Genomic DNA, 25,998 nt, shown 5'->3' with positions numbered 1-25,998 from the left:
CGTGGCCAACCAGCGCGCCCAGGTCGTGATGAGTCACGACGAGCAGGTCGAGTTCCTCCACCAGCAGCGCTCGTGCACGCTCGGCACGTTCGGTCCACAGGGCCAGATCCACCTGGTCGGCATGTGGTACGCCGTCCACGACGACCACATCTGGTTCGAGACCAAGCGCAAGGCACAGAAGACCGTGAACCTGCGCCGCGACCCGCGCTGCAGCTTCCTGGTCGAAGCCGGCCACACCTACGACCAGCTCCGCGGCGTCGCGATCGAGGGCACCGCCGAGGTGATCGAGGACGAGTCGGTCGTCTGGGACGTGTGCGTGAACATCTTCGAGCGCTACAACGGCCCGTACTCCGAGGAGATGAAGCCGTTCGTGGAGTTCATGGCCCACAACCGCGTCGTCGTCCGGCTGGACCCGCAGCGGGTCCGCTCGTGGGACCACCGCAAGCTCGGGCTGCCGGCCATGGAGCTCGGCGGCAGCACCGCGGCATACCTGGAGTAGCGGCCGGTGACGGGTGTCGGCAACGTCACGCCGTACTCCCGGACCCCGCGGCGGCGCCGGGCATAGCCTGACGGCAACTCGTCTCGGGGCTCCGATCTCTGCGGAGGTGTGCCATGGCGCGCTCGTCCCGACGGATCCTGGCGGCTGCGGTCGCCGCTCTCAGCCTGGCGCTCTCCGGCGTCGGGGCGGCTGGGGGACCCGCCCCCGCCACCGCGGCTCCGGCGTCCGCGACGCCTGGGAAGGCCGGCGCCGTCACCTACACGCCGAACACCGTGGTCGTGCCCGCGGCGCTCGTGCGCGACCAGCTGATGCGGGTCTCGAAGGACGGTGCGACGTACACGTTCAAGAAGCGCACCCAGGCCCTGCGGAAGCTGCAGAAGGGCTCGGTCATGCTGCTCGAGCGGGTGGCCGTGCGCAACGTCTTGTCCGTGAAGATCGTCCGGACCCGCCTGGTCGTGAAGACCACCGACGCGTCGCTGACCGACTTCGTGGCCGACGGCACGCTCGCCTGGGACTCGGCGCTGAACTGGGCCAAGGCGTTCCCGGTGAGCGGAGCCGGGGTTCCGCTGCGGCCGGGTGCCCGCGCGGCCGACGGCAGCTTCACCCTCAGCGGCCAGATCGAGGGCTACGGCTGGTCCGCGACCTTCACGCCGTCGAAGACCGCGATGGCGGTGAAGATCGCAATCACCCGCGAGAAGCCGATCGAGCTCGAGGTCAGCATCACCGGCAGCCTCACCAACCTGCGGACGGCCGGCGCGATCGACATCGACAAGGGCAAGCTCGGCAGCGCCCAGTGGGCCGCGAACAACGTCAAGGGGAAGTTCGAGCTCGGCTACACGGCGAAGCCGATCTCTGCGTTCGGGCTCGGCCAGGCCGGCGGCATCAAGGTCACGCTGCCGGTCGAGGTCGCCGTCCCGTTCATGGTCGGCGCGGTCCCCTTCTACGTCGGCATCAAGGTGGCGTTCTTCGCCAGCGCCGGGTTCTCCGGCTTCGACCAGGAGCTCGCCGGGAGCTACACGCTCGAGTACGACGGGAACAGCGGCTTCAGCCTGTCCAACAGCGGTGCCACCACCAGCCAGGGCGTCCTCGAGGGGCTCGGCAAGATCATCCTCGGCGCCGCGGAGGCCGTCGCCACGGGACCGATCAGCTTCGTCTTCGGCGCCCAGCTCCCACAGCTCGAGCTCGGCATGGGCACCAAGGGCCTCAACATCGCCGGCCACGTCACCCTGGTCGGCCAGACCGGCATCGCGACGTACGGCGCCGGCTGCGACACCCGCAAGTACCAGATCCTGAGCACCGCAGGAGCCACCGCCGAGTTCTTCGGCCTCTCAGCGGCGCTCGGCACGGTCAAGCTGTTCGACCAGTCCTACTACGCGTCGTACCCGCCCGGCTGCGGCGTCTTCCCCGGGTAGCCCGGCTCACGGACCTTTGGTGGCCGTGCACAGGAACAGACCGAACTCGCGGTCATCCTTGAGGATGGTCGTGGCGTCGAGGAAGCTGACGTCGGCGAAGCCGGCGCGGGCCAGCCGCTCGGCAAGGTCGCCCCGGTCGAAGCCGTGGTGCCCGTCGAAGTCGACCCGGTCGGCGTGGAAGGCGCCGTCGGCGTCCTTCTCGAGGTCTGCGATGGCGAGCCGGCCACCCTCGACCAAGAGCTCCGCCACGGACCGCAGCAGCCGATCGAGGTCCCGGACGTGGTGCAGGGCCATGGAGCTCCACACCACGTCGTAGGTCCCCTCGATCCGGTCGACCGTCAGGTCTGCCTGGACCGCGCGCAGGCGGTCACCGAGACCTGCCGCCGCGATCCGCTCCCGTGCGACCCGCACCATGCCAGCGGAGGGGTCGGTCACCACCACCGAACCGACCCGATCGGCAAGCAGGATGCTCAGCCGCCCGGTGCCACCGCCGATGTCGACCGCGCTCATCCGAGGATCCAGGCTCACGGCCTCCTCGATGGCCCTGGCCACCGCCACCTGCCGCCTCTCGTGGTCCGGGTCGTCGTCCCACGTCGCTGCCCGGTCGTCGAATCCCTGGTGTTCGTGCACGTGCTCGACCCTAGTCCGGGCTGTGATGGGCTTGACCCAGCCGGGGCAGACGGTAAGGGAGTCATACCGGGTCGGTCTACGTGCGTCGGTGGTAGGTGATGGTGCCGTTGGGGTGGTGGGTGGTGCGGTAGGAGTCGTCGTGGGCTCGTGCGTGGTGCCAGGGGCACAGGGTGATGGCGTTGGCGAGGTCGGTGGGGCCGCCGTCGGTCCAGCGGGTCTTGTGGTGGGCGTGGAGTCCGGTGGTGCGGTCGCAGCCGTCGGCGCGGCAGCCGTGGTCGCGGACGAGCAGCGCGATCCGCTGGTAGTCGGTGAACAGGCGGCGCTTGCGGCCGAGGTCGAGGGGTTGGGAGTTGCCGTCGAGGACGGCGGGGATGATGCCTGCTTCGCAGGCGAGGCGGCGGGCTTGGGTGGGGGAGATCTTGTCCCCGGTCTCGAGGATCCCGGCTTTCTCCAGCCGGCCGAGGAGGGTGTCGAGGTCGAGGAGTACGACCATGGTGGCGCTGATGCCGCCGGTGTGGGGGAGCTGGTGGGCGGGGTAGCGCTCGAGGAGCTCGCGCAGGGCCTGGCCCAGGGCTTCGGGGGTGGGTCGGCGTTCGGCTCCTGCTCCTTGGGTGGCGGCGAGGTGTTTGGGGGCGGCCAGGGCGTGCAGCATCTTGCGCAGCGCGGCGCCGTGGAGGGTCGGGATCGTGAAGACCCCGCGGGTCTTGCCGTGTCCGTCGTCGACCATGGTCAGGTGGCAGGCGCGGGCCGCGGCGGCTTCCTCCTTCTCGAGGAGGGCGGCTTCGTGGGCGTCGGCCTCCTCGGGGGCGATGACTTCGTAGAGGTGTTTGCCGAGCCGGGTCAAGAGGGTCTGGGGTATCGGTCAGTGACCCGGGAGCAGACGGCGACCCAGCGCCCGCCGTCCCCGTAGCTGCCGTCAACCGCCACCACCCGCCCGCCGCAGCCCGGGGCCCGGTCTTCGCGGGCCGTCGTCAGCGTCTCAGTCGCGCCGTCTCGGGGCACCTCGTTCCCACCAGTCGTTCGGTGGGTCGTCGGCAATGATCCGTGCGGCTATCTCCACGTTCAAGTAGTTGCAGAACTTCCAGAGTTCCTTGGCGGCGCGGCTGTACTGGAAGATGACCTCGTCGACTTCGAACGCCTCGAGTTCGCCGGCGCGGAACCGATCGATGCCGTCGCCGACCCGCTCGACGAGCTCGGCCAGGCGGGCCTGATGGTAGGCCGCGACAGATTCGTGCGCCGCCCGCCGTTCTGACTTGGTGGACATGCGCGTCACGCTAGTCACCCAGCCTCCGGCGACTGTGAGCACACCTGTGCGGGTGTGTCGGTCCGTGCGACACCGACGTAGTGTCGGGAGCACTGAGGATCCCTCGAGTCTCGCCATCCATGGCGTCACCGTTCTTGGTGGAGCGTCCATGCCGGAAGGCGATGGTGAAGATGAAACTCTCGAGCGTCGACAGGATCGACCGGGTCGACGGCCACCCGATCGTGCGAGTCCGCGGGGACGTCGACCTCGTGAACCGCGCCGGACCTGGCCGGCAAGCTGTGGCGCCTGATCGCCGACGGCCATCCTGTGATCGAGGTCGACCTGGCGGACACCACGTTCATGTCGGCGCGCGGCATCGCGGTGCTCGTCGCCGCGCGGCAGCTGGCCGCCCTCCGTGGCCAGGTGATCCGGGTGGTGCAGCCGAGTCCGCCGGCCCGCCGGGTGTTCGACCTCGGGGGTGTGACGCGGCTCCTAGAGCCGGCCTGACGCAGGAAAAACCAGGGGAGAACGTCGGCGGTTCCGCATAGCGTGGTCGTGCGATGACCACGACCACGACCGCCCCCGCCACACCGGACCAGCAGCCCTTGGCCCCTCCCGCGGTCGACCCGTCCCGGAGGATCGACGCGCGCCGGTTGAAGAGCCCGGTGGCGATCACCGCGCTGACTGCCTCGGCGGTGGCCGCGGTCGGGATGACGCTGGGCACGGTCGTGGCCGGACGTCTCGCCGAGGACCCGACTCGCGGCCTGGTCTGGCTGCTCGCGCTCTGCGTCATCGGTGCGGCCATCGTCGACACCACCGGGAAGGTCGCCTGGGTCGGCTGCTCGGACCGCGCCGAGGGCCGGCTCCGTGAGGACCTGCTCCGTGCGGCGCTGAGCCAGCCCCTGCCCGCGCTGAGCGAGCAGGCGGTCGGGGAGGTGCTCGACCGGATCGACGACGACACCCACGAGGTCGGCAACCTGGTCCGGTGGCAGATCTGGATGCTCGCCCGCACCCTCTTCGGCGCGCTCCCGATGTGGGTCGTCGCGGGCATCACCTGGTGGCCGTCGTTCATCCTTTTCCCCGTGCTCGCCGGCATCACCTGGCTGGCCATCCGGTCGCTGCTCGGCGAGATCTCACGGCGCAAGGTCGTCGAGGAGATGGCCTGGACCGATCACGCCGCCGCCCTCGAGGAGGGGATCGCCGGTCGCGACGACCTGCGCACCAGCCTCGGCCAGGCCCACGTGCTGCGCCGGGTGGCGCGGCTCTCCGCGGACGTGCACGCCAAGTTCCGGGCCGTCCTCGACATCGAGAGCCGCCTGGTACGCCGCGCGGGCGTCCTGCTCCACGCCCTGCTGGCCGGCATCGCCGTCGCCGGGGTCGCCCTCACCTCCGGCGGCAGCCTGTCCGTCGCCGAGGTGGTGACGCTCTTCCTGGTCACGTCGACCTTCGTCGGCCAGATCGCGATGGCGGCCAACCACCTGCCGGACCTGCAGGCCGGCCTCGGCGCCGTCATCCGGCTGCGCCAGATGCTGGCCGTCCCGCCCGAGCCGGAGGGTGGGAGCTCGCTGCCAGAGGGGCCCCTCGACCTGGAGCTGCGTGGCCTCGACTTCTCCTACGTCGAGGGGGCGTTCGCGCTGCAGGGCATCGACCTGCGGGTCCCCGCGGGCCAGACCATCGCCCTGGTCGGTCGCACCGGATCCGGGAAGTCGACCCTGGCCGCGCTCGTGTCGCGCGCCATGGAGCCGCCGCGCGGCTCGGTGTTCCTCGGCGGCGCCGACGTGCGGGACCTGGACCTCCAGCGGCTGCGCCGCTCGGTCGGCGTGGTCACCCAGCGGACCGAGATCCTCGCGGGCACCCTCGCCGAGAACATCGCCCTGTTCGCCGAGGTCCCGCGCGGCATCGTGGAGGCGGCGGTCGACGAGCTGGGCCTGGGGGGCTGGGTCGCCGGCCTGCCGGACGGCCTCGACACCGTCCTCGGCCCCGGCGGCACCTCGCTCTCGGCGGGGGAGGAGCAGCTCGTCGCGTTCGCCCGCCTGCTGGTGCGTGACGTCCGTGTGGTCGTGCTCGACGAGGCCACCGCGCGGATGGACCCACTCACGGAGCGCCGGGTGGTCGCCGCAGCCGACCGGCTGCTGGCGGACCGGACCGGCATCCTCGTCGCCCACCGGCTGTCCACGATCGAGCGCGCCCCCCTGGTCGCCGTCCTCGAGCGTGGACGCGTCGTCCAGCAGGGTGCCCGGGCCGCCCTCGCCGTGGCTCCGGGGCCGTTCCGCGACCTGCTGGCCGCCAGCCGCACCGACCACGGCCACGACCTGCCCGCAGGGGAGGGGCTCGACGCCAGGGGCGCGACCGCGGCCGCGCTCTCGGCGGGTGCTCCCAGCGGAGTCGGCGTACGCCGGCGCTCCGGGCCGCCCCCGGAGCTCGACGACGTCGGCACCGGCCCGTCGCTGGCGCGCGGGACCGCGCACGCGCTCGCCATCCGCCCGGCCTGGGGCGTCCTGGGGGCGCTGCTGTTCCTGCTCGCCGCGCTCACCGGTGCCCAGGGTGCCGTCACCGGGCTGCTCTGGGGCCGGGTCGTCGAGGACCTGCGCCAGGGTGGGAGCCCCGTCTGGCTGACCGGGGCGGTCGTGGTGAGCCTGCTCGCCGCGCCCGTCATGCTGGCCAACGCCTTCTGGCGCTACCCGCGGTGGTGGATCGAGGTCATGCTCCGCGCCCGGATGTCGGTGCTGCACGGCCAGACCCGGGAGCGCCGGCTCGCCCGGACGCCGGCCGGCGAGGTGGTGGCCCGGTCGATGGACGCCGACCGCTACGCGCGCTACGCCGACCGTTGGGTCGACTTCATCAACGGGCTGCTCATCGCCAGCTTCACCGCGGTGCTCGCCGGCACCTGGATGGCCGGCGCCGTGCTGCTCGCCGTGATGGTCACCTCGGCACTCGCCTCGACGCTGGGCCGGCCGATCGCCGGCCGGTCGGCGGCCGCGTCGTCCACGGCCCGGGCGGGCTTCGGGCGCGCGCTCGTCTCGGCGCTCGACTCGGTGCGCACCGTCAAGCTGGCCGCCGCCATCCCCGAGATCCACGCCCACCTGCGCCACGTCGACTCCGGCCGCGTCAGCGCGGCGGTGAAGGAGCACCGGGTGCAGGCCGTCCTCGACGGGGTGCCGATGGTGATGGTGCAGTGCGGGGTCGTGGCGTCGTGGGCGATCTACTTCCGGGGTGGCTGGAGCCTCGCGATCGCCCTGCTCGTCGCGAACGCGGTCGGCGGCTTCGATTGGTTCGGCCGGGTGGCCGGGATGGTGGTCACCGAGGCGCCCGGCACGCGTGCCTGGCAGCAGGAGACGAGCCGATTCGCGGCCGGTGCCGACCTGATGGACCTGCCGGCGGGCGTGGACCTCGTGACCGGCGAGGCGCCGGAGCCGGAGCCGGTCCAGCGGGTGCCGCTGGAGCGCCTGGAGCTGTCCGGCTTCTCGGCGATCCACGACGACGGCACGATCGGCGTGACCAACGTGGACCTCACCGTGACGGCCGGCGAGCTGGTGCTGCTCGTCGGGCAGGTGGGCTCCGGCAAGTCCAGCCTGCTCTCGGCCCTCGCGGGCCTGATCGAACACGCCGGCGGGCTGCGCTGGAACGGTCGGGAGGTCACCGACCCCCAGTCCTTCCTCAGGCCGGCCCAGGTCGCCCACGTCGCGCAGGTGCCGCGGGTGCTGTCGGGCAGCTTCTCCGACAACGTCCTGCTGAGTCACCGCCGCGCGTTCGACGACCCGGTCGCCGCTGCGCGGCTGGATCGCGACATCGAGGAGGCCGGCGGGAAGGACGCCCTCGTCGGCCACCGCGGCGTCCGGCTCTCCGGCGGGCAGGTCCAGCGGCTCGCCCTGGCCCGGGCGCTGGCTGCCGACGCCGAGCTGCTTCTCGCCGACGACGTCTCCAGCGCGCTCGACGCCGCCACCGAGATCGAGCTCTGGGACGCGCTGCGCGAGCGGCGTACGACGGTGATCGGCGCCAGCTCGAAGCGTGCGGCGCTCGCCCGCGCCGACCGGGTCGTGGTCCTCGTCGACGGTGCGGTCGCCGCAGTCGGCCCCTGGAGCGAGATCGGCTCGACCTGGAGTCGCCTCGCCGGCTGACCAGTCAGCGGCGGGTCGCAGACCGTCGCCGCAGCCCGGTAGCGGCGGAATCGCCGGTCGCGGACCGGGCGCCCTCCCGGTGCAGGCTGCCGGATGCTCAGGCGTCGCGCGGGGCGTACATGATGACGCCCACCCCGACGAGGCACACGACGGCGCCGATGACGTCGTAGCGGTCGGGTCGGAAGCCGTCGACGACCATGCCCCACGCCAACGAGCCGGCCACGAACACGCCGCCGTAGGCCGCCAGGATGCGGCCGAAGCTCGCGTCCGGCTGGAGGGTGGCCACGAAGCCGTAGCTGCCGAGCGCCACGACGCCCAGCCCTGCATAGACCCAGCCGCGGTGCTCGCGCACGCCCTGCCAGACGAGCCAGGCTCCGCCGATCTCGGCCAACGCTGCTGCGACGAACAGGATCAGGGAGCGGGCGACCGTCATGGCCCGATCCTCGCAGGGGCCACCGCGGGCTCGAAGAGCTCGACCAGGTTGCCGGCGGGGTCGGCGAGCAGGACCTGCTGGCCGCCCGGGCCCGAGACGACGTCGGTGAGCAGCGGTACGCCGGCGGCACTGAGCCGTTCGACCTCGGCGGCGAGGTCGTCGACGAGCAGGTGGATGCGGTTGCGGCCGGGCCCGTCGACGTCGGCCGGGGTGGCTCGGGCGCCGGAGCTGGCCGGGCCGGACAGCAGGACGCGCAGGGCTCCCCGGGTGATGTCGGCGAAGGGCGGCGCAGGATGGCTGCGCACCGTGAAGCCGAGATGGGTGGTGTAGAAGTCGACCGCCGCCTGCACGTCGCGGACGACGTAGCGAACGCTGCCGTAGCTGCCCTCGTCACTCATGGGACCTACCTCCAATGGCTGGCTTCCTCGCTGGGGGGACGGCGGCAGCTCCGAGAGTGGGGAGCAGCTGTCGGACCCGCGTGTCGATGTCGGTCGAGATCGACACGAACGTCGAGTAGTCCCCGGGGCCGCGTACGTCGGCGGGGTCGGGAACGCTCCAGTGCGTGCGTCGCTGGGTGATGCGGGCCGGAAGGTGCTCGCGGGCCTTGTCGCACAGGGTGATGACCTGGTCGAAGCTGCGGCCGCGACCGGCGAGGTCGGTGATCGAGCGGGGCGCCTGGTCGTGGATGTCGACGCCGAACCGCTCGCGCAGCACCCGGACCGCGTGGGGGTGGATCCGGTCCTTGGGTGCGGTGCCGGCGCTGGTGACCGTGAGTCGGTCGCCGGCGTGGTGCCGCAGCAGGGCTTCTGCGATCGGCGAGCGTGCGCTGTTGCCCGTGCACACGAACAGGACTCGCGGCGCGGTGCGGACCGCTCGGTCCGGGGGAGGGGGACCCATCTGGAGCCAGGGGTGCAGTGCCGCGCCGGCGTGCGACAGGCCGTCGGCGCACCGTTCGAGATCCAGGTGGTAGTAGCTGTCCCGGCCGTCGTGGCTGCTGCGCCGGGCCGTCACCAGGCCGCCCTCCCGGAGCCGTCGGAGGTGGTAGGACACGAGGTTCTGGGGCTGGTCGACCAACTCGACGAGCTCGCGCACCCGTCGGTCGCTGCGGGCGAGCTCGGCCAGGAGCTGCCACCGCACCGGGTGGGCGGCCAGCTGGAGGAACGGAGGCGGGGTGGCCAGGGTGCCCGTGGCCGTGGTCATGGTTCCGAAAGTACGTCAAACCGGATTGATGCGATAGGCCATCGGTGCGAAACGGTGGAGTCCACCCGGACGCCAGCGAAGCGGGAGTACGCCGGTCCAGCCGGTAGATTCCGGGCAGTGTCCGACACCCGCCCCCGCCGTACGTTCGCCGTCATCAGCCATCCCGACGCTGGCAAGTCCACGCTCACCGAGGCGCTCGCCCTCCACGCGCGGGTGATCACCGAGGCGGGTGCCGTCCACGGCAAGGGGGAACGGCGGGCCACGGTCTCGGACTGGATGGCGATGGAGAAGGCGCGCGGCATCTCGATCACCTCGGCCGCGCTGCAGTTCGTGTTCCGCGACCACGTGATCAACCTCGTCGACACCCCCGGCCACAGCGACTTCTCCGAGGACACCTACCGGGTGCTCTCCGCGGTCGACTCGGCGGTGATGCTGGTCGACGCCGGCAAGGGCCTCGAGCCGCAGACGCTCAAGCTGTTCAAGGTCTGTGCGCTCCGCGGCATCCCGGTGATCACGGTCATCAACAAGTGGGACCGTCCCGGCCTGTCGGCGCTGGGGCTGATGGACCTGATCCAGGAGCGGATCAAGCTCCGCCCCACGCCGCTCACCTGGCCCGTCGGCGAGGCCGGCGACTTCCGTGGCGTCGTGGACCGCCGCACCGGCGAGTTCGTGAAGTACACGCGCACGGCGGGCGGCGCCACCCGCGCGCCGGAGCGACGGTTGGCCGCGCACCAGGTCGAGGAGACCGACGCGCGCTGCTGGGCGGCCGCGGTCGAGGAGCACGAGCTGCTCACCCTGGACGGCGCGGACCACGACCAGCAGAAGTTCCTGGCCGGCGAGACCACGCCGGTGGTCTTCGCCTCGGCGCTGCAGAACTTCGGCGTCGCGCAGCTGCTGGAGCTGCTGCTCGACATCGCCCCGGGCCCCGGGCCCGCGGAGGGGGTCGACGGTTCGGTGCGCCGGGTCACCGACGACTTCAGCGCGTTCGTCTTCAAGGTCCAGTCGGGCATGAACAGCGCCCACCGCGACCGGCTCGCCTACGCCCGGGTCGTCTCGGGCACGTTCGAGCGCGGCATGGTCGTGACCCACGCAGGCACCGGTCGTCCCTTCCCGACCAAGTTCGCGCAGTCGGTCTTCGGCCGCGAGACGACCTCGGTCGAGACCGCCGAGGCCGGCGACATCATCGGCTTCGTCAACGCCCAGGCGCTGCGCGTCGGCGACACCGTGTACGTCGGGGAGCGCGTCGAGTACCCACCCGTCCCGAGCTTCGCGCCGGAGCACTTCGTCACGGCGAGCGCGGGCGACATCGGCCGCTTCAAGCAGTTCCGCCGGGGCATCGAGCAGCTGGACCAGGAGGGCGTCGTGCAGGTGCTGCGCTCGGACCTGCGCGGTGACCAGAACCCGGTCCTGGCGGCCGTCGGACCGATGCAGTTCGAGGTCGTCGAGGACCGGATGACCAACGAGTTCAACGCGCCGATCCGGTTCTCCCGGCTCGACTACCAGGTCGCCCGACGCACCGATGCGGCGGGCGCCACGGCCCTGGCCGGGATGCGCGGCGTCGAGGTGCTCGGGCGCAGCGACGGCACCCACCTGGCGCTGTTCGTCGACCAGTGGCGCGCGAACGTCACCGCCCGGGACAACCCGGACGTCCTGCTCGAGGCGCTGCCGGCCGGCGGGAGCTGACCTCGGTCCGGTCGCTAGAGCTTCGACATCTTGTGGAAGGGGCGCGGCACCCGGAGGGTCTGGGCGCCGAAGTCCACCATCACGGCGCTGGCGTCGACGTGGGTGACTCGCCCCATCCCGTGGGCGTCGTGGGAGACGAGATCACCGACCTCGAACTCCGGGATGATGGGCTCAGGATCGGGTCGGAAGGGGCTGGTCGCCAGATGGCGCCGGGCCCGTGCTTGATTGGTCATCACGACGATTATCGCACTGCGAGCCGGCGGTGGCGTCGCAGCGGTGTCAGTCGCGCAGCAGCAGGCGGACCGCGACCTCGATCTGCTGACCGGTCTCGGCCGCGGAATTGCGGCCGGTGACCCAGCCGACGAGCGCGGAGAGCCAGACGTCGCCGATCACCTTGGCGATCGCGACGTCCTCCTCGGTGAGCTCGTCGTGGTCCTCGGGACGCATCACCCGGGTGAGCATCGAGGTCAGCAGCATCCCGACCTGGTGGATCTCGGCCTGCACCGACGCATCGGCGAACATGAAGGCGCGGGTCAGGGCCTCGGTGAGCTTGGGGTCGCTCTGCATGCCGCGGGTGGTGCGCTTGAGCACGTTGATCACCCGGTCGGCGGTGGTGTCACCCTCGACGGGACGCTCGCGGAGCGCCAGCTCGGTGCGCTCGAACTCGCGCTGCAGCGCGGACACCAGCAGGTGGATCTTCGAGGGGAAGTACCGGTAGAGCGTGCCGAGGGCCACATCGGCCTGCTCGGCGACCGCGCGCATCTGGACCGCGTCGAAGCCGCCCTGGGACGCGAGTGCGATCGTCGCGTCCAAGATGCGCTTGCGCCGGTCGCGTTGGGCTGCGGAGCCCAGTTCGTCGACCGTCAGCGAGTTGGCGCTGCTCACACGGACCCCCCTCTGATGGCTGTCGGAACGCCGTTGGCCAGCTGAGTCTAGTGAACGGCGACGTGACCCGCTGGTAACAGCGACTAGGCTATCAATCCGTGACCTAGAATAGGAACACGTTCCAGTTTGTCCGGCACGGCGTGTCCCACGCATCCGGCCATTCCTCCGGCCGCCGGAGGTCCGAGAGAGAGGGTGCGGATGCGGGTCGCACTGTTGTCCTACCGGAGCAAGCCCCACTGCGGTGGGCAGGGCATCTACATCCGGCACCTCAGTCGCGAGTTGACCAACTTGGGCCACTCGGTCGAGGTGTTCTCCGGCCAGCCGTACCCCGAGCTGGACGAAGGCGTGGCGCTGACCAAGCTCCCCAGCCTCGACCTCTACCGTGAGCCTGACCCGTTCCGGGTGCCCAAGCTCAAGGAGTTCCGCGACCGCATCGACGTCGAGGAGTTCGCGACGATGTGCGGGGCCGGCTTCCCGGAACCGAAGACGTTCAGCCTGCGCGCCGCCCGCGCGCTGCGGGACCGGGTCGAGGACTTCGACATCGTCCACGACAACCAGGTGCTCGGCTACGGCCTGCTCGAGATCGAGAAGATGGGGCTGCCGCTGATCACCACGCTGCACCACCCGATCACCTTCGACCGCCGCATCGACATGGCCGCCACCCGCAACCCGTGGCGCAAGTTCACGCTCAGCCGCTGGTACGGCTTCTTGAGGATGCAGGGCCGCGTGGCTCGCCAGGCGCGCCGGATCATGACGCCCTCGGAGACCTCCAAGCGGGACATCGTCAAGGACTTCGGGGTCGACCCCGAGCGGATGCAGGTGATCCTGCTCGGCGTCGACGACGGCTTCGTGCCTCCCACCGAGCCGCGGGTGCCGGGACGGATCCTCGCGATGGCGAGCGCGGACGCGCCGATGAAGGGCATCTCGACGTTGCTCGAGGCCTTCGCCAAGCTGCGCACCGAGCGTGACCTGGAGCTGCTGCTCGTCACCAAGCCGACGCCGGGCGGGCGCACGGAGCGGCTGATCGACAAGCTCTCGATCGGCGACGCGGTCCGGTTCGTGCACGGCGTCAGCGACGCCGAGCTGGTCGAGCTGATGGGCTCCGCGGAGCTCGCCTGTGTGCCCTCGCTCTACGAGGGATTCTCGCTGCCGACCGCCGAGCTGATGGCCTGCGCGACCCCGTTGGTGGTCTCCCGCGCCGGCGCGATCCCCGAGGTCGTCGGCCCCGACGGGCTGTGCGCGGACCTGGTGAGCCCCGGCGACGTCGGCGAGCTGACGGCGGCGATCGCCGCCCTGCTCGACGACCCCGAGCGCCGGGAGCGGTACGGCGCCGCCGGCCGCCGGCGGGTCGAGGAGCTGTTCAGCTGGCGGGCGGTCGCGCAGCAGGTCGCGGCGGCCTACGAGGACGTGATCGCGGACTACCGGTCCGAGAAGCAGAAGGAGGCCACGCGTGCTCACCGTTGACTTCGACCGGCTCGGCCTGCGGCCGGGGGAGCGCGTCCTCGACATGGGCGCCGGCGGCGGCCGGCACGCGTTCGAGATGTACCGCCGCGGGGCCGACGTCGTCGCCTTCGACATGGATGCCGACGAGCTGGCCGGGGTCCTGGAGATCTTCGGCGCGATGAAGGAGAACGGCGAGGTGCCCGAGGGCGCCAACGCCGACATCAAGCAGGGCGACGCGCTGCAGCTGCCCTTCCCCGACGGCGAGTTCGACCGGATCGTCGCCGCCGAGGTGCTCGAGCACATCCACGATGACGTGGCCGCGATCAAGGAGCTGGTCCGGGTGCTGCGCCCCGGCGGCACGCTGGCCGTCTCGGTGCCCCGCTGGCTCCCCGAGGTGATCAGCTGGCGGCTCTCCGCGGACTACCACAACGCCCCGGGCGGCCACATCCGGATCTACACCGACCACGAGCTGATCGACAAGGTCACCAAGGCGGGCCGCCCCAACGACGGCCGCCCCGGTGCCGCGATGATCTTCGAGGGCAAGGACTACGCCCACGGCCTGCACGCGCCGTACTGGTGGATCAAGTGCGCCGTCGGCGTGACCAACGACGACCACGTCCTCGCCCGGACGTACCACAAGCTGCTGGTCTGGGAGATCATGAAGCAGCCGAAGGCGCTGCGGCTCGCCGGCCGGGTGCTCGACCCGCTGATCGGCAAGAGCCTGGTCCTCTACTTCCGCAAGCCGGCCGATGACTGATCCGCTGGCCCGGGTCCCGTACGTCGACGGGATCGTCACGGCCGCCCAGGTCGCCGAGACCGCGGCGTCGATCGCCGCGATGCAGGAGGACTGCGGCTCGGTGCCGTGGACGACGGGCGAGCACACCGACGTGTGGAACCACGTCGAGGCGGCGATGGCGATGCTGGTCGGCGGGCAGGTCGAGGCCGCCGAGCGGGCCTACGCGTGGGTCCCGACGGTGCAGCGCGCCGACGGCTCGGTGCCGATGAAGATCGTCGACGGCGTGGTCGAGGACGCGCGCGGCGAGGTCAACATGTCGGCGTACCTGGCCGTCGGCGTCTGGCACCACTGGCTGGTGCGCCGCGACGTCCGCTTCGTCCAGGAGCACTGGCCGACGGTGCGCTCCGCGCTCGACTGGGTGGTCTCCCAGCAGCAGCCCTTCGGCGGGATCAACTGGACCCCCACCGAGTCCTTCGCGCTGCTGGCCGGCTGCTCGAGCATCTACCACTCGCTGCGCGCCGGCGTGGCGCTCGCCGACCTGCTCGACGACCCCCAGCCCGAGTGGGAGCTCGCCGGCGGCCGGCTCGGGCACGCGCTGCGCGAGCACCGTGACCTCTTCGCCGACAAGTCGACCTACTCGATGGACTGGTACTACCCGGTGCTCGGCGGTGCCGTGCGCGGCCGGGACGCCTTCGAGCTCCTGGAGAGCCGGTGGGACGAGTTCGTCGTCCCGGGCTTGGGGATCCACTGCGTCGACACCAATCCCTGGGTGACCGGCGCCGAGACCTGCGAGCTCGCGATGGCGCTCGACGGCCTCGGCGACCACCGGCGCGCGCTGACCCTCCTGCGCGACATCCAGCACCTGCGCGGCGAGGACGGCAAGTACTGGACCGGGTGGGTCTACGGCGACGGGTCGACGGTCGTCCCCGAGGGCGAGCCGCGTGACGTGTACTGGCCGGTGGAGTGCACGACGTACACGGCGGCCGCGGTGATCCTCGCGGTCGACGCGCTCGGTGAGGTGGCCGGCAACAGCACCTCCGGGTCCGGCATCTACCGCGGGACCTCGCTGGCGCCGCACTTCACCGAGCTCGCGCTCGAGTGCGGCTGCCCGTCAGCCGGCGCTCGGTCGATCCAGGGGGGCTCCAGCCTCGCCGGCGGTGCGGCGTAGCACCCGCATCGAGCCCAGTGCCTCGACCTCGGTGAAGGCGCCGCTCGCGAGCGCGCGGAGGAAGACGTGGTACGGCGGCTGGCCGCCGTCGGCGGGGTCCGGGAACACGTCGTGGATCACCAGCAGCCCGTCGCGCATGATCCAGTGCGCCCAGCCGGCGTAGTCGTTCTGGGCGTGCTCCTCGGCGTGCCCGCCGTCGATGAACAACATCGACAGCGGCGTGCGCCAGTGGGCGCTCACGGTCGTGCTGCGGCCGACGACCGCGACCACCTGGTCCTCGAGCCGGGCCCGGGCGATCGTGCGGCGGAACACCGGCAGCGTGTCCATCAGCCCGGACTCCTCGTCGACGAGCGTCGGGTCGTGGTGCTCCCAGCCGGCCTGGTTCTCCTCCGAGCCGCGGTGGTGGTCGACGGTGAAGACCACGGCCTGCGGGCCGGTCACCTCTCTCGCCGCCGCGCCGAGGTAGATCGCCGACTTGCCGCAGTAGGTGCCGACCTCGAGCACCGGGCCGTGCGGCAGCCGCTCGCGCGCCACCCGGTGCAGCAGCAGGCCCTCGTCCTCGGGCATGAACCCCTTGGCCGCGAGCGCGTGGGGGAGCAGGTCGGCGGGCATCTCGGTCACGGGCGGCGAGTCTAGTAGGATTGGAACACGTTCTAGTTCCGGACTGCCGAAGGAGCCGCATGTCGATCGGGATCTCCGACGAGCACGTCGAGCTGGCCGCCACCCTGCGCAAGTGGGCCGCCGACCTGCGCGGCCGCGAGCTGGCGCGGACCGTCGAGGAGGACCCGGCCGCGAGGTTCGACACCGTCTGGAGCGCGCTGAGCGAGATGGGCGTGCCGACGATCGGGGTGGCCGAGTCCGCCGGTGGCGGGGGTGGGTCCACGCTGGACGTCGCCGTCGCGCTGGAGGCCTGCGCGCACGAGCTGGTGCCGGGGCCGCTGCTCGGCCCGGCCGTCGCCGCCCTCGTGCTCGGGGAGCGGCTGCCGGCGGGCGCGGTCGTCGGGCTCGTGCTCGGCGAGGCCGTCTGGGACGCGCCATCGGCGACGCACGTGCTCGCCGAGGTCGACGCCGGGTGGCGACTGCTGCCGCGCGACGCCGTGGAGCTGACGCCCTCCAGGGGGGTGGACCTGAGCCGCCGGTTCGGCTGCCTGCAGGTGCTCGACGGGTCCGCCGGCGAACCGGTCCGGGCGACGACGGACGGCGTACGACGCGCGGCCGTCACCCTCGCCGCCGCCGAGGCCGCGGGCATCGCCCGCTGGTGCCTGGCGACCGCGGTGGAGTACGCAGGAGTCCGCGAGCAGTTCGGGCAGCGGATCGGCAGCTTCCAGGCGATCAAGCACCTGTGCGCGGAGATGCTGGAGACCGCCGAGTCGGTGACCGCGGCGGCGTGGGACGTGGCGGTCGCCGCCTCCGGCGCAGAGGAGCAGTGGACGTTCGCGGCCGACGTCGCCGCGACGGTCGCCTTCGACGGTGCGATCGAGGTCGCGAAGTCCTGCATCCAGGTGCTCGGCGGGATCGGCTTCACCTTCGAGCACGACGCCCACCTCTACCTGCGCCGGGCGGTCGCCCTGCGCGCGCTGGTCGGCGACAGCGATGCTGCGGCCGACCGGCTCACGACCGCCGCCGTCGCGGGCGTGCGACGGCGGGTCCAGCTCGACCTCCTGGGCCGCGACGACGCGGTCCGCGACGAGGTACGTGCGAACGTCGACCGGATCGCGGCGCTCCCGGTCGAGGAGCGTCGCGCCGCCTTCGTCGAGACCGGCTACCTCACCCCGCACTGGCCCGCGCCGTACGGCCTGGGCGCCGACCCGGTGACCCAGATCGTGATCGACCAGGAGTTCGCCCGCGCCGGGCTGGAGCGACCCGACATCGTGATCGCCGGCTGGGCGCTCCCGACGATCCTCGAGCACGGCACCGACGAGCAGCGCGAGCGGTTCGTGCGGCCCTCGTTGCTCGGCGACCTGGTGTGGTGCCAGCTGTTCTCCGAGCCCGGAGCGGGCTCGGACCTGGCCTCGTTGCGCACCCGCGCCGAGCGGGTCGAGGGCGGCTGGCGGCTGACCGGCCAGAAGGTCTGGACCTCCGTCGCCGAGCGCGCCGACTGGGGGATCTGCCTGGCGCGGACGAACCCCGACGCGCCCAAGCACCGGGGCATCACCTACTTCCTCGTCGACATGAGGAACAGCAGCGACATCGACGTGCGGCCGCTGCGCGAGATCACCGGCCAGGCGCTGTTCAACGAGGTGTTCCTGGACGACGTCTTCGTGCCCGACGAGATGGTGGTCGGCGAGGTCGACGACGGCTGGCGGCTCGCCCGGACCACCCTGGCCAACGAGCGGGTCGCGATGGCGAGCAGCCGGCTCGGCACCAGCACCGAGCGGGCCGTCGAGCTGGCGGCCGCCGGCGTCACGCCCGCCCAGCGGGTCGCGGTGGGGCACTCGATCGCGCTCGCCACGGTCTGCGCGCTGCTCGGCGTCCGCTCGACGCTGCGCTCGCTCGCCGGCCAGGGGCCGGGTGCGGAGTCGAGCGTGGCCAAGCTGCTCGGCGTACGCAACCGCCAGGACGGCGCCGAGCTCGTCGTCTCGCTGCACGGCGACCGCGCGGTCCTCGGCGACGACGAGGCGGTCCGGGCGGACGTGTGGGAGCTGCTGAACACCCGCTGCCTCTCGATCGCGGGCGGTACGACGCAGATCCTGCGCAACGTCGCGGGGGAGCGGATCCTGGGCCTGCCGCGCTGAGCCCGGGCACGCCGCGGGATGTCATACGGACGGAGCAAGCGGTAACACCCTCCGTATGACTTCCGGAGACCTCCGTGTCGTCAGCCGCGGTGTTCGGTCGGCGTTCATGCGCCAGACCCCCCGTCGACGTCAATCCCTCCTTTGGGGGTATGAGGGTGTGGCTTCGAGGCGCACACTGGAAATGCCCGCACCGCCGATTCGAGGGATGAGGACGCCGTACCGATGCACGCCATCCGGACCGTTCGACTGGCCGCCGGCGCGGTCGCGACCCTGGCGACGGTCGCCGTGGTCGCCGCGGGGTCGTTCGGCGGTGGGCCGGCCGCCGGTCCCGGTCCGGCGCGGGACGTGGTCATCACGGTGGACTCCGGGTCCGGCAGCACCGACGTCCCGATCGTCGCACCGTCCTCGACGCAGGCCCGGCAGGTCGCGCACGAGCCCCGTCGGGCGCCGGTGATGACGACCGCGGCGCTCGCACACCTCGACATCCCGGTCGAGGCGGTCGGTGCCTACCGGACGGCCGCCGCGGTGCTGCACGAGGTCGACCCCGGGTGTGGGCTGTCCTGGACCCTCCTGGCGGCGATCGGCCGGGTCGAGTCCGACCACGGCCGGTACGCCGGCGCCACCCTCGGCTCGGACGGCGTGTCCGCACCGCTGATCCGCGGGGTCGCCCTGGACGGCAGCGGACCGGTCGCCCGGGTCCACGACACCGACGCCGGCACCGTCGACGGCGACCGGCGCTGGGACCGCGCGGTCGGGCCGATGCAGTTCCTGCCCAGCACCTGGGCGGCCGTGGGCGTGGACGCCGACGGCGACGGCCGCCGCTCGGCCGACGACCTCGACGACGCCGCGCTCGGCGCGGCCGTGTTCCTGTGCGCCGCGCCCGGTGACCTCGACACCCGCTCCGGGCGCCGGACCGCGGTGCTGCGCTACAACCCGTCCACGGCGTACGCCCGGGACGTGCTCGCGGCCGAGCGCGCCTACCGGGCCGGCGACTACGCGCTGCCCGTGCCGACGACGTACGGCGACGGCCCGCTCGCGGTGCGCGCGCTCGGCCCGCTCACCGGGCCGGCGACGCCGACCGCGCCGGGGCCGTCCGGGCCGGGGACGGCCGGTCCCGAGCACGGGGTGCCGCACGCCGAGCAGGTCGGCCCCGGGCCGGGACCCGGCCCCACGAACGGCCCGACCGAGCCCAGTACCGAGCCCACCACCGAGCCCACGACGGGGCCGACCGAGGGCCCGACGGACGGTCCCGGCGACGCCCCGAACACCGAGGCGCCGGATCCCACCCCGGACCCCACGGACCCGACGACCGAGCCGGCCGAGACCGAGGAGCTCACCGGCACGTTGCAGGCCTGTGGCACCGAGGACGAGCCCGCCTGGTGCCTGGACGACACCGTCCTCGACGTCGGCGACGACGACCTGCTCGCGGCCACCGCGCTCGCGGACTTCGATGCCGACGGTGCGGTCGAGACCAACGCCGAGGAGCTCGCCGGCCTCGCCGACAGCGAGGTCACCGTGACGCTCACCGTCCCCGCGACCAACGACGAGGACCCCGAGCTGGTCGCCATCGGCGCGGACGCCTACCGCTCCGACCCGCCTGCCGAGCCCGAGGGCAGCAGCTAGCCCTCGCCGGCCTCCGCGGTCGGGGCCGGGACGCCGTGCTCGCGCCGCCAGCCGTTCCAGTGCCAGTGCAGGTACCGGTCGATGGCGCGGACCACGTGCTGGCTGCGGATCGAGGGGAACACGTCGAACGCGTGCTGGGCGCCGGGCAGCTCGGCGTAGACGACGGTCGCGCCGGAGACCTCGCGGAGCCGCTGCACGAACAGCCGCGCCTGCTCCACCGACACCAGCGAGTCGTGGGCGCCGTGCAGCACGAAGAAGTCCGGCGCGTCCTTGCCCACCCGCAGTAGTGGCGTGCCGGCCTCGAAGACCTCCGGGTCCTCGGCCCAGCTGCGCTTGACCACCCGGGGCGCCAGGAACCGGTCGCGCATCTGCTCGGCGCTGCGCAGGCCGGTGCAGCCGGCGAAGTCGTAGACCCCGTAGTGGGGGATCGCCACCGCGACGCTGGTGTCCGCGCCCTCGAAGCCGGGCTGGTACGCCGGGTCGTTCGCGGTCACGGCGGCCAGGGCGGTGAGGTGCCCGCCGGCGGAGCCGCCGGTGATGGCGATGTAGTCCGGGTCCCCGCCGTACTCCTCGATGTGCTCGCGGATCCACGCGATGGCCCGCTTCACGTCGACGATCTGGGCCGGGAACGGGTCGCGGGGCGCGAGCCGGTAGTTGATCGCCACGCAGACCCAGCCCTTGGCGGCGAGGTGGTGCATCAGCGGGAGGCCCTGCTGGTCCTTGTTCCCGATGGTCCACCCGCCGCCGTGCACCTGCAGCAGCACCGGCGCGCCGGACAGCTCGCCCTCGGCGGGCCGGTAGACGTCGAGGAGGCCGCGCTTGCCGTGCTCGGGGGCGTAGGCGATGTCCTTGTCGACCCGGACGGCCAGGTCCCGCATCCGGAACGGGTTGACCAGCCTGCGCCACGGCACCGCGAGCTCGGCCGGGGTCGGCTTGGCGTCCAGCTGCTCGATGTAGTCGTAGCCGAGGCCCTCGACGAGCGCGTCCTCGGCGTCGGTGCGCACCCGGCGGGCCTGGTCGACCAGGAAGGCCTGCCCGGCGAGGCTGGCCGCGGCGAACGCCAGCCCCGCACGACTGCGCCGGCCGCCGCGCACGTGCGCGGCGGCGTCGGCGGCGGTCAGTGCCAGCAGGTGCGGCGCGAGCTCCGAGGTCAGCCAGCCCGCCGCGAAGGAGGGGATCCCGGCCCGGAAGCCCGGCACCGGCCGGATCGCGTTCGCGGTCAGGGCGGCGGTCACGAGCTGGCGGCGCAGGAACGACATACGACAAATGTAGAACGTGTTCGGATCTGCCTGCCGTGGCCCCGGGGCGGTCGGACGGGGTTTCCGGACCCGGCTGGACGAGACGTCCGTCACACGTGGCCCGTACGGTGGGTATGTCGTTACCACTGCGAACGCGTTCCCCCGCCCGCCGCGCAGAGAGCAACCACCACATGGACCGTCTGTCGGGGCTCGACGCGAGCTTCCTCTACCTCGAGACCCCCGCGCAGCTCATGCACGTGTGCGGCGTGATCGTGCTCGACCCGAGCACGATGCCCGGCGGCTACTCCTTCGAGGCCCTCCGCGACCACCTCGAGGCGGCGGTGCGCGACGTCTCGACGTTCACCCGCAAGGTGCGCCCGGTCCCCCTGGGACTGGACCACCCGATCTGGGTCCAGGACCGGCACTTCGCCATCGACCGGCACGTGCACCGGCTCGCCCTGCCGGCCCCGGGCGGCTACCGCGAGCTCACCGAGCTCACCAGCCACCTGGCGGGCCTGCCGTTGGACCGCTCACGGCCGCTGTGGGAGATGTGGGTGATCGAGGGCTACCGCACCGAGAGCGGTGCCGAGGGCGTGGTCGTCTTCTCGAAGATGCACCACGCGACCGTCGACGGCGTCTCGGGATCGAACCTGATCTCCCACCTGTGCAGCCTCGAGCCGGACGCCGCGCCGATGGCGCTCGGCGAGCCGGAGTCGACCGGCCGCGAGCCGGGCCAGGGTGAGCTGCTCGGGCGCGCGGTGCTGAGCAACCTGGCCCGGCCGCTGAACGCCGTACGCCTGGTGACGCCGTCGGTGCAGCTTGTCACGCGGACGATCGGCCGGGCCCGCGCCGGTACGGCGATGGCCGCGCCGTTCTCGGCGCCGCGCACCTCGTTCAACGGCACCATCACCGGGCACCGCGCGATCGCGCTGGCCGACCTGGAGCTCGAGGACGTCCGCCAGCTCAAGAACGCCACCGGCACGACCGTCAACGACGTCGTGCTCGCGGTGGCCGGCGGCGCGCTGCGTTCCTACCTCGACGACCGGGGCGAGTTGCCGGCCACCTCGCTGCTGGCGACGGTCCCGGTCTCCGTGCGCGAGCAGTCGCGCCACGCCACCGGCGCCAACAAGGTGTCGGCGCTGTTCACCAAGCTCGGTACCGACTTCGAGGACCCCCTCGAGCGGCTGCGCGACCTGGCCGAGCGCAACCGGTTCGCGAAGGAGCACCACGCGGCGATCAGCGCGGACTCGCTCCAGGACTGGGCGGAGTTCGCGGCGCCGCGGACCTTCGGCCTGGCGATGCGTGCGTACGCCGGCCTGCGGCTGCCCGAGCGGCACCCGGTCGTGCACAACCTGGTGATCTCCAACGTGCCCGGCCCGCCGGTGCCGCTGTACTTCATGGGCGCCCGGATCGAGGCGCTCTACCCCCTCGGCCCGGTCTTCCACGGCGCCGGCCTGAACATCACCGTGATGTCCAACCACGGCCGGATCCACGTGGGGATCATCGCCTGCCGTGAGTCGCTGCCCGACGTCGACGACCTGGTCCGGCGGTTCCCGGCCGAGCTGGCGACCCTCAAGGCGGCGGTCGTGGCCGACCGGCTGGCCGACGGGGTGGTGACGCCGGTCAAGCGGACCCGGAAGCGCGCCTCGACCCGCTGAACCGCTCGGCGCGCCGCGGCAGGTCGCCGCGCCGGGCGTTGACGGTGTCGACCGCCTCGAGCAGCGCGGGGACGAACCGCTCGGACTCCAGCACGCACGAGGCGTGGCCGGCGTCGATGTCGTGGATGGTCGCGCCGGGGATCCGTCGCGCGAGCGCGATCTGGTTGTCCGGTGGGAGGACCTTGTCGCGCAGGGTCACCACGACGGCGGTCGGTACGTCGATCCGGCCCAGCCAGGGCCGCGAGTGGTGCCGACCCAGGGCGGCGACCGCCTGGCCGACCGCCCACGGGCTGGTGGAGCGGAACTCGCCGAGCACCCAGTCGTGCATGTCCTCGGGGAACAGCTCGAGGGCACGGGCGGCCTGCCGCGAGGCCCGCACCGCGGTCCGGGACCGGGCGACCCCGCGCGCCCCGGCCATCGCGATCTCCAGGCTCTGGTGGAAGACCCGCTCGGGAATCGTGGAGCGGAACCGATCGGTCGTCGCGCACAGCACCAGGCCGTCGATCTTGTCGGGGTGCTGGCGCCAGACCCGCTGGGCGATGATCGAGCCCATCGAGAACCCCGCGACCATCACGTCGCGCAGGTCGAGGGCGTCGATCAGTGCGGCGACGTCGTCGGCGCAGTCGTGGAGGGAGAACTCGGGCGACGCGATGCCGCGACCGTGCCAGCGCTGGTCCAGGGTCACCACCCGGTAGCGGCGGGTGAGCGGCTCGATCGACGGGAACCAGGTCAGCAGCCCGGTGCACCCGACGGCGTGCAGGAGCAGCACCGTGGGGGAGTCGGGGCTCGGGCCGGGGGTGTCGGTGACGTACGTCGTGCCCCGGCCCGGCAGCTCGAGCGCCGCGCCGGCCGGGATCCGCGCGTAGGGCACGTGGTAGCGGCGGCGCACCAGGGCGCCGGGCGACAACGGGTGCACCCTCGACCCTCCCTTCTCGGCGGCCGTGCCGTGTAGACTAGAACAGGTTACAGTTCGGCTGTTCGTCAGTACCCGAGGACCAGCAGGAGATGCGCGTGGGGCAGGACGGTTGGGCCGAGGCCGACGAGGCGGCCGAGGTGGTGCGCTCGGTCGTCACCGAGGCGCTCGAGCGTGCGGGGGACGACCCGACGTCGACGTGTGAGCGGACCTGGGCGGCGCTCGCGTCCGCGGGCCTGCTCGCGCTCGCGGTCCCCGAGGAGCAGGGCGGTGAGGGGCTCGGCCTGCGCGAGGTCGCGGTGCTGCTGCGCGAGACCGGCGTCCACGCGGTGCAGCTGCCCGTGTGGGAGACGCTGTGCTGCGGCGCCCTCACGCTCGCCGCGGCCGGCTCGGCGGAGCAGCGCCACGTGCTGCTCCCCGCTGTGGCGGCGGGCGAGAAGCTGCTGACCCCCGCGCTGCGCGAGGTGGGCGCGGGCATCCCCGACCGGCCGGCGACGACGTACGCCGACGGCCGCGTCACGGGGCGCAAGATCGGCGTCACGTACGCCGACCGGTCGGCCCGCCTGCTCGTGACCGTGACCGCCGGCGACCGCCCGGCGGTTGCCCTGGTGGACCCGCAGGGGCCGGGCGTGCGGCTGCTCGAGTCGCCCTCGTCGCTGCACACCCCGCAGCACACCGTCGTCCTCGATGGCGCGTCCGCGGAGCTGCTGGAGGGCGCGGACGCGGCGTGCACCCTGAACGAGCTCGCGGTCGCCGGGCTGTGCCTCACCGCGGCCGGCGTGGTGGCCGGGGCGCGCGACCTGACCGCGTCGTACCTCAAGGGCCGCACGCAATTCGGCCGGGCGCTGGCGGAGTTCCAGGCGGTCGCGATGCAGATCGCCGACGTCTACATCGCCTCGCGCACCCTCGACCTGGCGGCGCAGAACGCCGCCTGGCGGATCGCGCACGACCTCGACGCGACCGACGACCTCGCGGTGGCGGCGTACTGGGTCTGCCGCGAGGCGCCGGCGGCGATGCGCACCTGCCACCACCTGCACGGCGGCATGGGCGTCGACGTCACCTATCCCATGCACCGGTACTTCTCCTGGGTCACCGACCTCGCGCACGCCCTGGGCGCGCTGCCCGAGGATGTCGCGATCGAGGACCCGACGACCAAGAACCTCGAGCTCGGTGCCGACCAACGGGCGCTGAAGGCGGAGCTGCGGGAGTACTTCACGGGCCTCGCCGGGCGCGAGGAGCACGAGGAGATCTGCCAAGGAACTGGGCCTCGTGACCGGCACGGCGAGACCTACCAGCGGGTGATCCGGCAGCTCGGCGCGGATGGCTGGATGGGCATCGGCTGGCCGACGGAGTACGGCGGGCACGGGCTCGGCGAGATCGAGCAGACGATCTTCGCCAACGAGGCGCAGCGCGCCGACGTGCACCTTCCCGCGGTGACCCTGCAGACCGTCGGCCCGACGCTGATCAGGTACGGCACGCAGAAGCAGAAGGACCTGTTCCTCAAGCGGATCCTCGAGGGCGACGTGCACTTCGCGATCGGCTACAGCGAGCCGGACGCCGGCACCGACCTCGCGTCGCTGCGCACCACCGCGCGCCGCGACGGGGATCACTACGTGGTCAACGGGCAGAAGCTGTGGACCACCGGCGGCCACCAGGCCGACTACATCTGGCTGGCCTGCCGCACCGACCCCGACGCGCCCAAGCACAAGGGCATCTCGATCCTGATGGTCGACACCCGCGACCCGGGCTACTCCTGGACGCCGATCATCACCGCCGACGGCTCCCACCACGTCAACGCGACGTACTTCAACGACGTGCGGGTGCCGGTCGACATGCTCGTCGGCGAGGAGAACCAGGGCTGGAAGCTGATCACCACCCAGCTCAACCACGAGCGCGTGATGCTCGGCCCCGCCGGGCGCCTCGAGGGGCTGCGCGACCGGGTCGCGGAGTGGGCGACCAAGGCCGGGGTCGTCGACCGGCCCGACGTGCGCCGCACGATGGGCGAGGTGACGGCCGTGTTCCGCGTCAACGAGCTGCTCAACTGGGAGGTCGCCCGCGCGGCTGCGGTCGGCGAGATCTCGGTCGGCGACGCGTCGTCCTCGAAGGTGTTCGCCGCCGATGAGGTCCAGCACCTGGCCGCCGACCTGGCCGACATCGTGCACCGGTACGGCGACCCCGCGGACGAGGAGACGGCGTACCTCGTGCGCTACCTGGACGGCCAGGCCAAGCGCAACCTGGTGCTCACCTTCGGCGGCGGCGTCCAGGAGGTGCAGCGCGAGCTGATCGCGATGTTCGGGCTCGGGCTGCCGCGGGTGCCGCGATGAATCACCCCACGAAGTTCTTCTCCTCCGCTTCGCTCCCCCGAACAACTTCGCGGGGAC

Annotated in this window: 23 protein-coding genes; 12 read left to right on the top strand and 11 right to left on the bottom strand. The window is 72.5% G+C overall.

Going from position 1 to position 25,998, the window contains the following annotated elements; genetic code table 11:
* The first annotated feature begins 1 nt into the window (after position 1).
* Both NOCA_RS15720 and NOCA_RS15715 read left to right on the top strand, forming a co-directional pair.
* A complete protein-coding gene (locus tag NOCA_RS15720; protein ID WP_011756252.1) occupies positions 2-499 on the top strand; it encodes a pyridoxamine 5'-phosphate oxidase family protein in 498 nt (165 codons plus the stop codon).
* Between the two features lie 113 nt (positions 500-612).
* Positions 613-1,911 carry a hypothetical protein gene (locus tag NOCA_RS15715; protein WP_011756251.1) on the top strand — a complete coding sequence of 433 codons (1,299 nt, stop codon included), beginning with the start codon at positions 613-615 and terminating at the stop codon, positions 1,909-1,911.
* A gap of 6 nt (positions 1,912-1,917) precedes the next feature.
* Here NOCA_RS15715 and NOCA_RS15710 read toward each other — a convergent pair whose 3' ends face one another.
* The 3 genes from NOCA_RS15710 to NOCA_RS15700 form a co-directional block, all read right to left on the bottom strand.
* Positions 1,918-2,541, bottom strand: coding sequence for a class I SAM-dependent methyltransferase (locus NOCA_RS15710; protein WP_011756250.1), 624 nt, complete (start codon positions 2,539-2,541; stop codon positions 1,918-1,920).
* Between the two features lie 76 nt (positions 2,542-2,617).
* Complete coding sequence (locus NOCA_RS25925) at positions 2,618-3,385, bottom strand: HNH endonuclease signature motif containing protein (RefSeq protein WP_011756249.1); 768 nt, start codon at positions 3,383-3,385, stop codon at positions 2,618-2,620.
* A gap of 135 nt (positions 3,386-3,520) precedes the next feature.
* Positions 3,521-3,805, bottom strand: a complete 285-nt coding sequence (locus NOCA_RS15700) for a hypothetical protein (RefSeq protein ID WP_041546584.1) — start codon at positions 3,803-3,805, stop codon at positions 3,521-3,523.
* Positions 3,806-4,069: 264 nt separating this feature from the next.
* Between NOCA_RS15700 and NOCA_RS15695 the strand changes: the two genes are divergently transcribed.
* Both NOCA_RS15695 and NOCA_RS15690 read left to right on the top strand, forming a co-directional pair.
* The gene (locus NOCA_RS15695) at positions 4,070-4,291 is read left to right on the top strand and encodes an STAS domain-containing protein (RefSeq protein ID WP_083768171.1); all 222 of its coding nucleotides are present in this window, start codon (positions 4,070-4,072) and stop codon (positions 4,289-4,291) included.
* 53 nt (positions 4,292-4,344) lie between these two features.
* Positions 4,345-7,902 (top strand): ATP-binding cassette domain-containing protein, encoded by a 3,558-nt coding sequence (locus NOCA_RS15690; protein ID WP_011756246.1) that lies wholly within the window; start codon positions 4,345-4,347, stop codon positions 7,900-7,902.
* Between the two features lie 97 nt (positions 7,903-7,999).
* Here the strand turns inward: NOCA_RS15690 and NOCA_RS15685 are convergent, their stop codons facing one another.
* From NOCA_RS15685 to NOCA_RS15675, 3 genes are read right to left on the bottom strand one after another with little or no spacing between them, the layout of a single operon-like run.
* Positions 8,000-8,335, bottom strand: a complete 336-nt coding sequence (locus NOCA_RS15685; RefSeq protein ID WP_011756245.1) for a YnfA family protein — start codon at positions 8,333-8,335, stop codon at positions 8,000-8,002.
* A complete protein-coding gene (locus tag NOCA_RS15680; protein ID WP_011756244.1) occupies positions 8,332-8,733 on the bottom strand; it encodes a VOC family protein in 402 nt (133 codons plus the stop codon). Before NOCA_RS15680 ends, NOCA_RS15685 begins: the two co-directional genes overlap by 4 nt.
* A complete protein-coding gene (locus NOCA_RS15675; protein WP_011756243.1) occupies positions 8,726-9,535 on the bottom strand; it encodes an arsenate reductase/protein-tyrosine-phosphatase family protein in 810 nt (269 codons plus the stop codon). Before NOCA_RS15675 ends, NOCA_RS15680 begins: the two co-directional genes overlap by 8 nt.
* A gap of 117 nt (positions 9,536-9,652) precedes the next feature.
* On the opposite strand from NOCA_RS15675, the gene NOCA_RS15670 reads away from it, so the two are divergent.
* Entirely contained in the window at positions 9,653-11,218 is a 1,566-nt protein-coding gene (locus tag NOCA_RS15670; protein ID WP_011756242.1) for a peptide chain release factor 3, read from the top strand.
* A gap of 14 nt (positions 11,219-11,232) precedes the next feature.
* Here the strand turns inward: NOCA_RS15670 and NOCA_RS15665 are convergent, their stop codons facing one another.
* Both NOCA_RS15665 and NOCA_RS15660 read right to left on the bottom strand, forming a co-directional pair.
* Positions 11,233-11,451, bottom strand: a complete 219-nt coding sequence (locus NOCA_RS15665) for a hypothetical protein (protein WP_041547730.1) — start codon at positions 11,449-11,451, stop codon at positions 11,233-11,235.
* A gap of 46 nt (positions 11,452-11,497) precedes the next feature.
* Positions 11,498-12,103, bottom strand: coding sequence for a TetR family transcriptional regulator (locus tag NOCA_RS15660; protein ID WP_011756240.1), 606 nt, complete (start codon positions 12,101-12,103; stop codon positions 11,498-11,500).
* Between the two features lie 198 nt (positions 12,104-12,301).
* Here NOCA_RS15660 and NOCA_RS15655 point away from each other — a divergent pair, with 198 nt between their 5' ends.
* The 3 genes from NOCA_RS15655 to NOCA_RS15645 are packed head-to-tail and all read left to right on the top strand — an operon-like array spanning position 12,302 to position 15,450.
* Positions 12,302-13,567, top strand: a complete 1,266-nt coding sequence (locus NOCA_RS15655) for a glycosyltransferase family 4 protein (RefSeq protein ID WP_011756239.1) — start codon at positions 12,302-12,304, stop codon at positions 13,565-13,567.
* A complete protein-coding gene (locus NOCA_RS15650) occupies positions 13,554-14,303 on the top strand; it encodes a class I SAM-dependent methyltransferase (RefSeq protein WP_011756238.1) in 750 nt (249 codons plus the stop codon). Before NOCA_RS15655 ends, NOCA_RS15650 begins: the two co-directional genes overlap by 14 nt.
* Positions 14,296-15,450 carry a prenyltransferase gene (locus NOCA_RS15645; protein WP_011756237.1) on the top strand — a complete coding sequence of 385 codons (1,155 nt, stop codon included), beginning with the start codon at positions 14,296-14,298 and terminating at the stop codon, positions 15,448-15,450. Before NOCA_RS15650 ends, NOCA_RS15645 begins: the two co-directional genes overlap by 8 nt.
* Here NOCA_RS15645 and NOCA_RS15640 read toward each other — a convergent pair.
* Positions 15,394-16,062 (bottom strand): class I SAM-dependent methyltransferase, encoded by a 669-nt coding sequence (locus tag NOCA_RS15640; protein WP_011756236.1) that lies wholly within the window; start codon positions 16,060-16,062, stop codon positions 15,394-15,396. The two genes, NOCA_RS15645 and NOCA_RS15640, sit on opposite strands and share 57 nt — an antisense overlap.
* 68 nt (positions 16,063-16,130) lie before the next feature.
* Between NOCA_RS15640 and NOCA_RS15635 the strand changes: the two genes are divergently transcribed.
* Together NOCA_RS15635 and NOCA_RS27150 are read left to right on the top strand one after the other, a co-directional pair.
* Positions 16,131-18,185 (top strand): acyl-CoA dehydrogenase family protein, encoded by a 2,055-nt coding sequence (locus NOCA_RS15635; RefSeq protein WP_011756235.1) that lies wholly within the window; start codon positions 16,131-16,133, stop codon positions 18,183-18,185.
* A gap of 222 nt (positions 18,186-18,407) precedes the next feature.
* Positions 18,408-19,808, top strand: a complete 1,401-nt coding sequence (locus NOCA_RS27150) for a lytic transglycosylase domain-containing protein (RefSeq protein WP_011756234.1) — start codon at positions 18,408-18,410, stop codon at positions 19,806-19,808.
* Here the strand turns inward: NOCA_RS27150 and NOCA_RS15625 are convergent.
* Complete coding sequence (locus NOCA_RS15625; RefSeq protein ID WP_011756233.1) at positions 19,805-21,067, bottom strand: alpha/beta hydrolase; 1,263 nt, start codon at positions 21,065-21,067, stop codon at positions 19,805-19,807. The genes NOCA_RS27150 and NOCA_RS15625 overlap by 4 nt on opposite strands.
* Before the next feature lie 170 nt (positions 21,068-21,237).
* On the opposite strand from NOCA_RS15625, the gene NOCA_RS15620 reads away from it, so the two are divergent.
* On the top strand, positions 21,238-22,704 hold the full coding sequence (locus tag NOCA_RS15620) for a WS/DGAT/MGAT family O-acyltransferase (protein WP_011756232.1): 1,467 nt from the start codon (positions 21,238-21,240) through the stop codon (positions 22,702-22,704).
* Here NOCA_RS15620 and NOCA_RS15615 read toward each other — a convergent pair.
* Complete coding sequence (locus NOCA_RS15615) at positions 22,670-23,620, bottom strand: alpha/beta fold hydrolase (RefSeq protein WP_011756231.1); 951 nt, start codon at positions 23,618-23,620, stop codon at positions 22,670-22,672. The genes NOCA_RS15620 and NOCA_RS15615 overlap by 35 nt on opposite strands.
* An 89-nt stretch (positions 23,621-23,709) precedes the next feature.
* Here NOCA_RS15615 and NOCA_RS15610 point away from each other — a divergent pair, with 89 nt between their 5' ends.
* Positions 23,710-25,941: an acyl-CoA dehydrogenase gene (locus NOCA_RS15610; RefSeq protein ID WP_011756230.1), complete on the top strand. Its 2,232-nt coding sequence runs from the start codon at positions 23,710-23,712 to the stop codon at positions 25,939-25,941.
* Positions 25,942-25,998 lie beyond the last annotated feature (57 nt).

Origin of the sequence: Nocardioides sp. JS614, from assembly GCF_000015265.1 — a bacterium.
Lineage (GTDB): Bacteria > Actinomycetota > Actinomycetes > Propionibacteriales > Nocardioidaceae > Nocardioides.
The sequence above is the reverse complement of the archived record's forward strand: the minus strand, read 5'-3'. Positions and strand labels throughout refer to the sequence as shown.

What these genes read in the sequence shown, in the direction of transcription:
- NOCA_RS15635 (WP_011756235.1), top strand. Translation starts at nt 16,131, where the DNA reads ATGTCGATCGGGATCTCCGACGAGCACGTCGAGCTGGCCGCCACCCTG.
- NOCA_RS15685 (WP_011756245.1), bottom strand. Translation starts at nt 8,335, where the DNA reads ATGACGGTCGCCCGCTCCCTGATCCTGTTCGTCGCAGCAGCGTTGGCC.
- NOCA_RS15680 (WP_011756244.1), bottom strand. Translation starts at nt 8,733, where the DNA reads ATGAGTGACGAGGGCAGCTACGGCAGCGTTCGCTACGTCGTCCGCGAC.
- NOCA_RS15610 (WP_011756230.1), top strand. Translation starts at nt 23,710, where the DNA reads ATGCGCGTGGGGCAGGACGGTTGGGCCGAGGCCGACGAGGCGGCCGAG.
- NOCA_RS15700 (WP_041546584.1), bottom strand. Translation starts at nt 3,805, where the DNA reads ATGTCCACCAAGTCAGAACGGCGGGCGGCGCACGAATCTGTCGCGGCC.
- NOCA_RS15640 (WP_011756236.1), bottom strand. Translation starts at nt 16,062, where the DNA reads ATGCCCGCCGACCTGCTCCCCCACGCGCTCGCGGCCAAGGGGTTCATG.
- NOCA_RS15620 (WP_011756232.1), top strand. Translation starts at nt 21,238, where the DNA reads ATGGACCGTCTGTCGGGGCTCGACGCGAGCTTCCTCTACCTCGAGACC.
- NOCA_RS15665 (WP_041547730.1), bottom strand. Translation starts at nt 11,451, where the DNA reads ATGACCAATCAAGCACGGGCCCGGCGCCATCTGGCGACCAGCCCCTTC.
- NOCA_RS15645 (WP_011756237.1), top strand. Translation starts at nt 14,296, where the DNA reads ATGACTGATCCGCTGGCCCGGGTCCCGTACGTCGACGGGATCGTCACG.
- NOCA_RS15625 (WP_011756233.1), bottom strand. Translation starts at nt 21,067, where the DNA reads ATGTCGTTCCTGCGCCGCCAGCTCGTGACCGCCGCCCTGACCGCGAAC.
- NOCA_RS15655 (WP_011756239.1), top strand. Translation starts at nt 12,302, where the DNA reads ATGCGGGTCGCACTGTTGTCCTACCGGAGCAAGCCCCACTGCGGTGGG.
- NOCA_RS15690 (WP_011756246.1), top strand. Translation starts at nt 4,345, where the DNA reads ATGACCACGACCACGACCGCCCCCGCCACACCGGACCAGCAGCCCTTG.
- NOCA_RS15675 (WP_011756243.1), bottom strand. Translation starts at nt 9,535, where the DNA reads ATGACCACGGCCACGGGCACCCTGGCCACCCCGCCTCCGTTCCTCCAG.
- NOCA_RS15715 (WP_011756251.1), top strand. Translation starts at nt 613, where the DNA reads ATGGCGCGCTCGTCCCGACGGATCCTGGCGGCTGCGGTCGCCGCTCTC.
- NOCA_RS27150 (WP_011756234.1), top strand. Translation starts at nt 18,408, where the DNA reads ATGCACGCCATCCGGACCGTTCGACTGGCCGCCGGCGCGGTCGCGACC.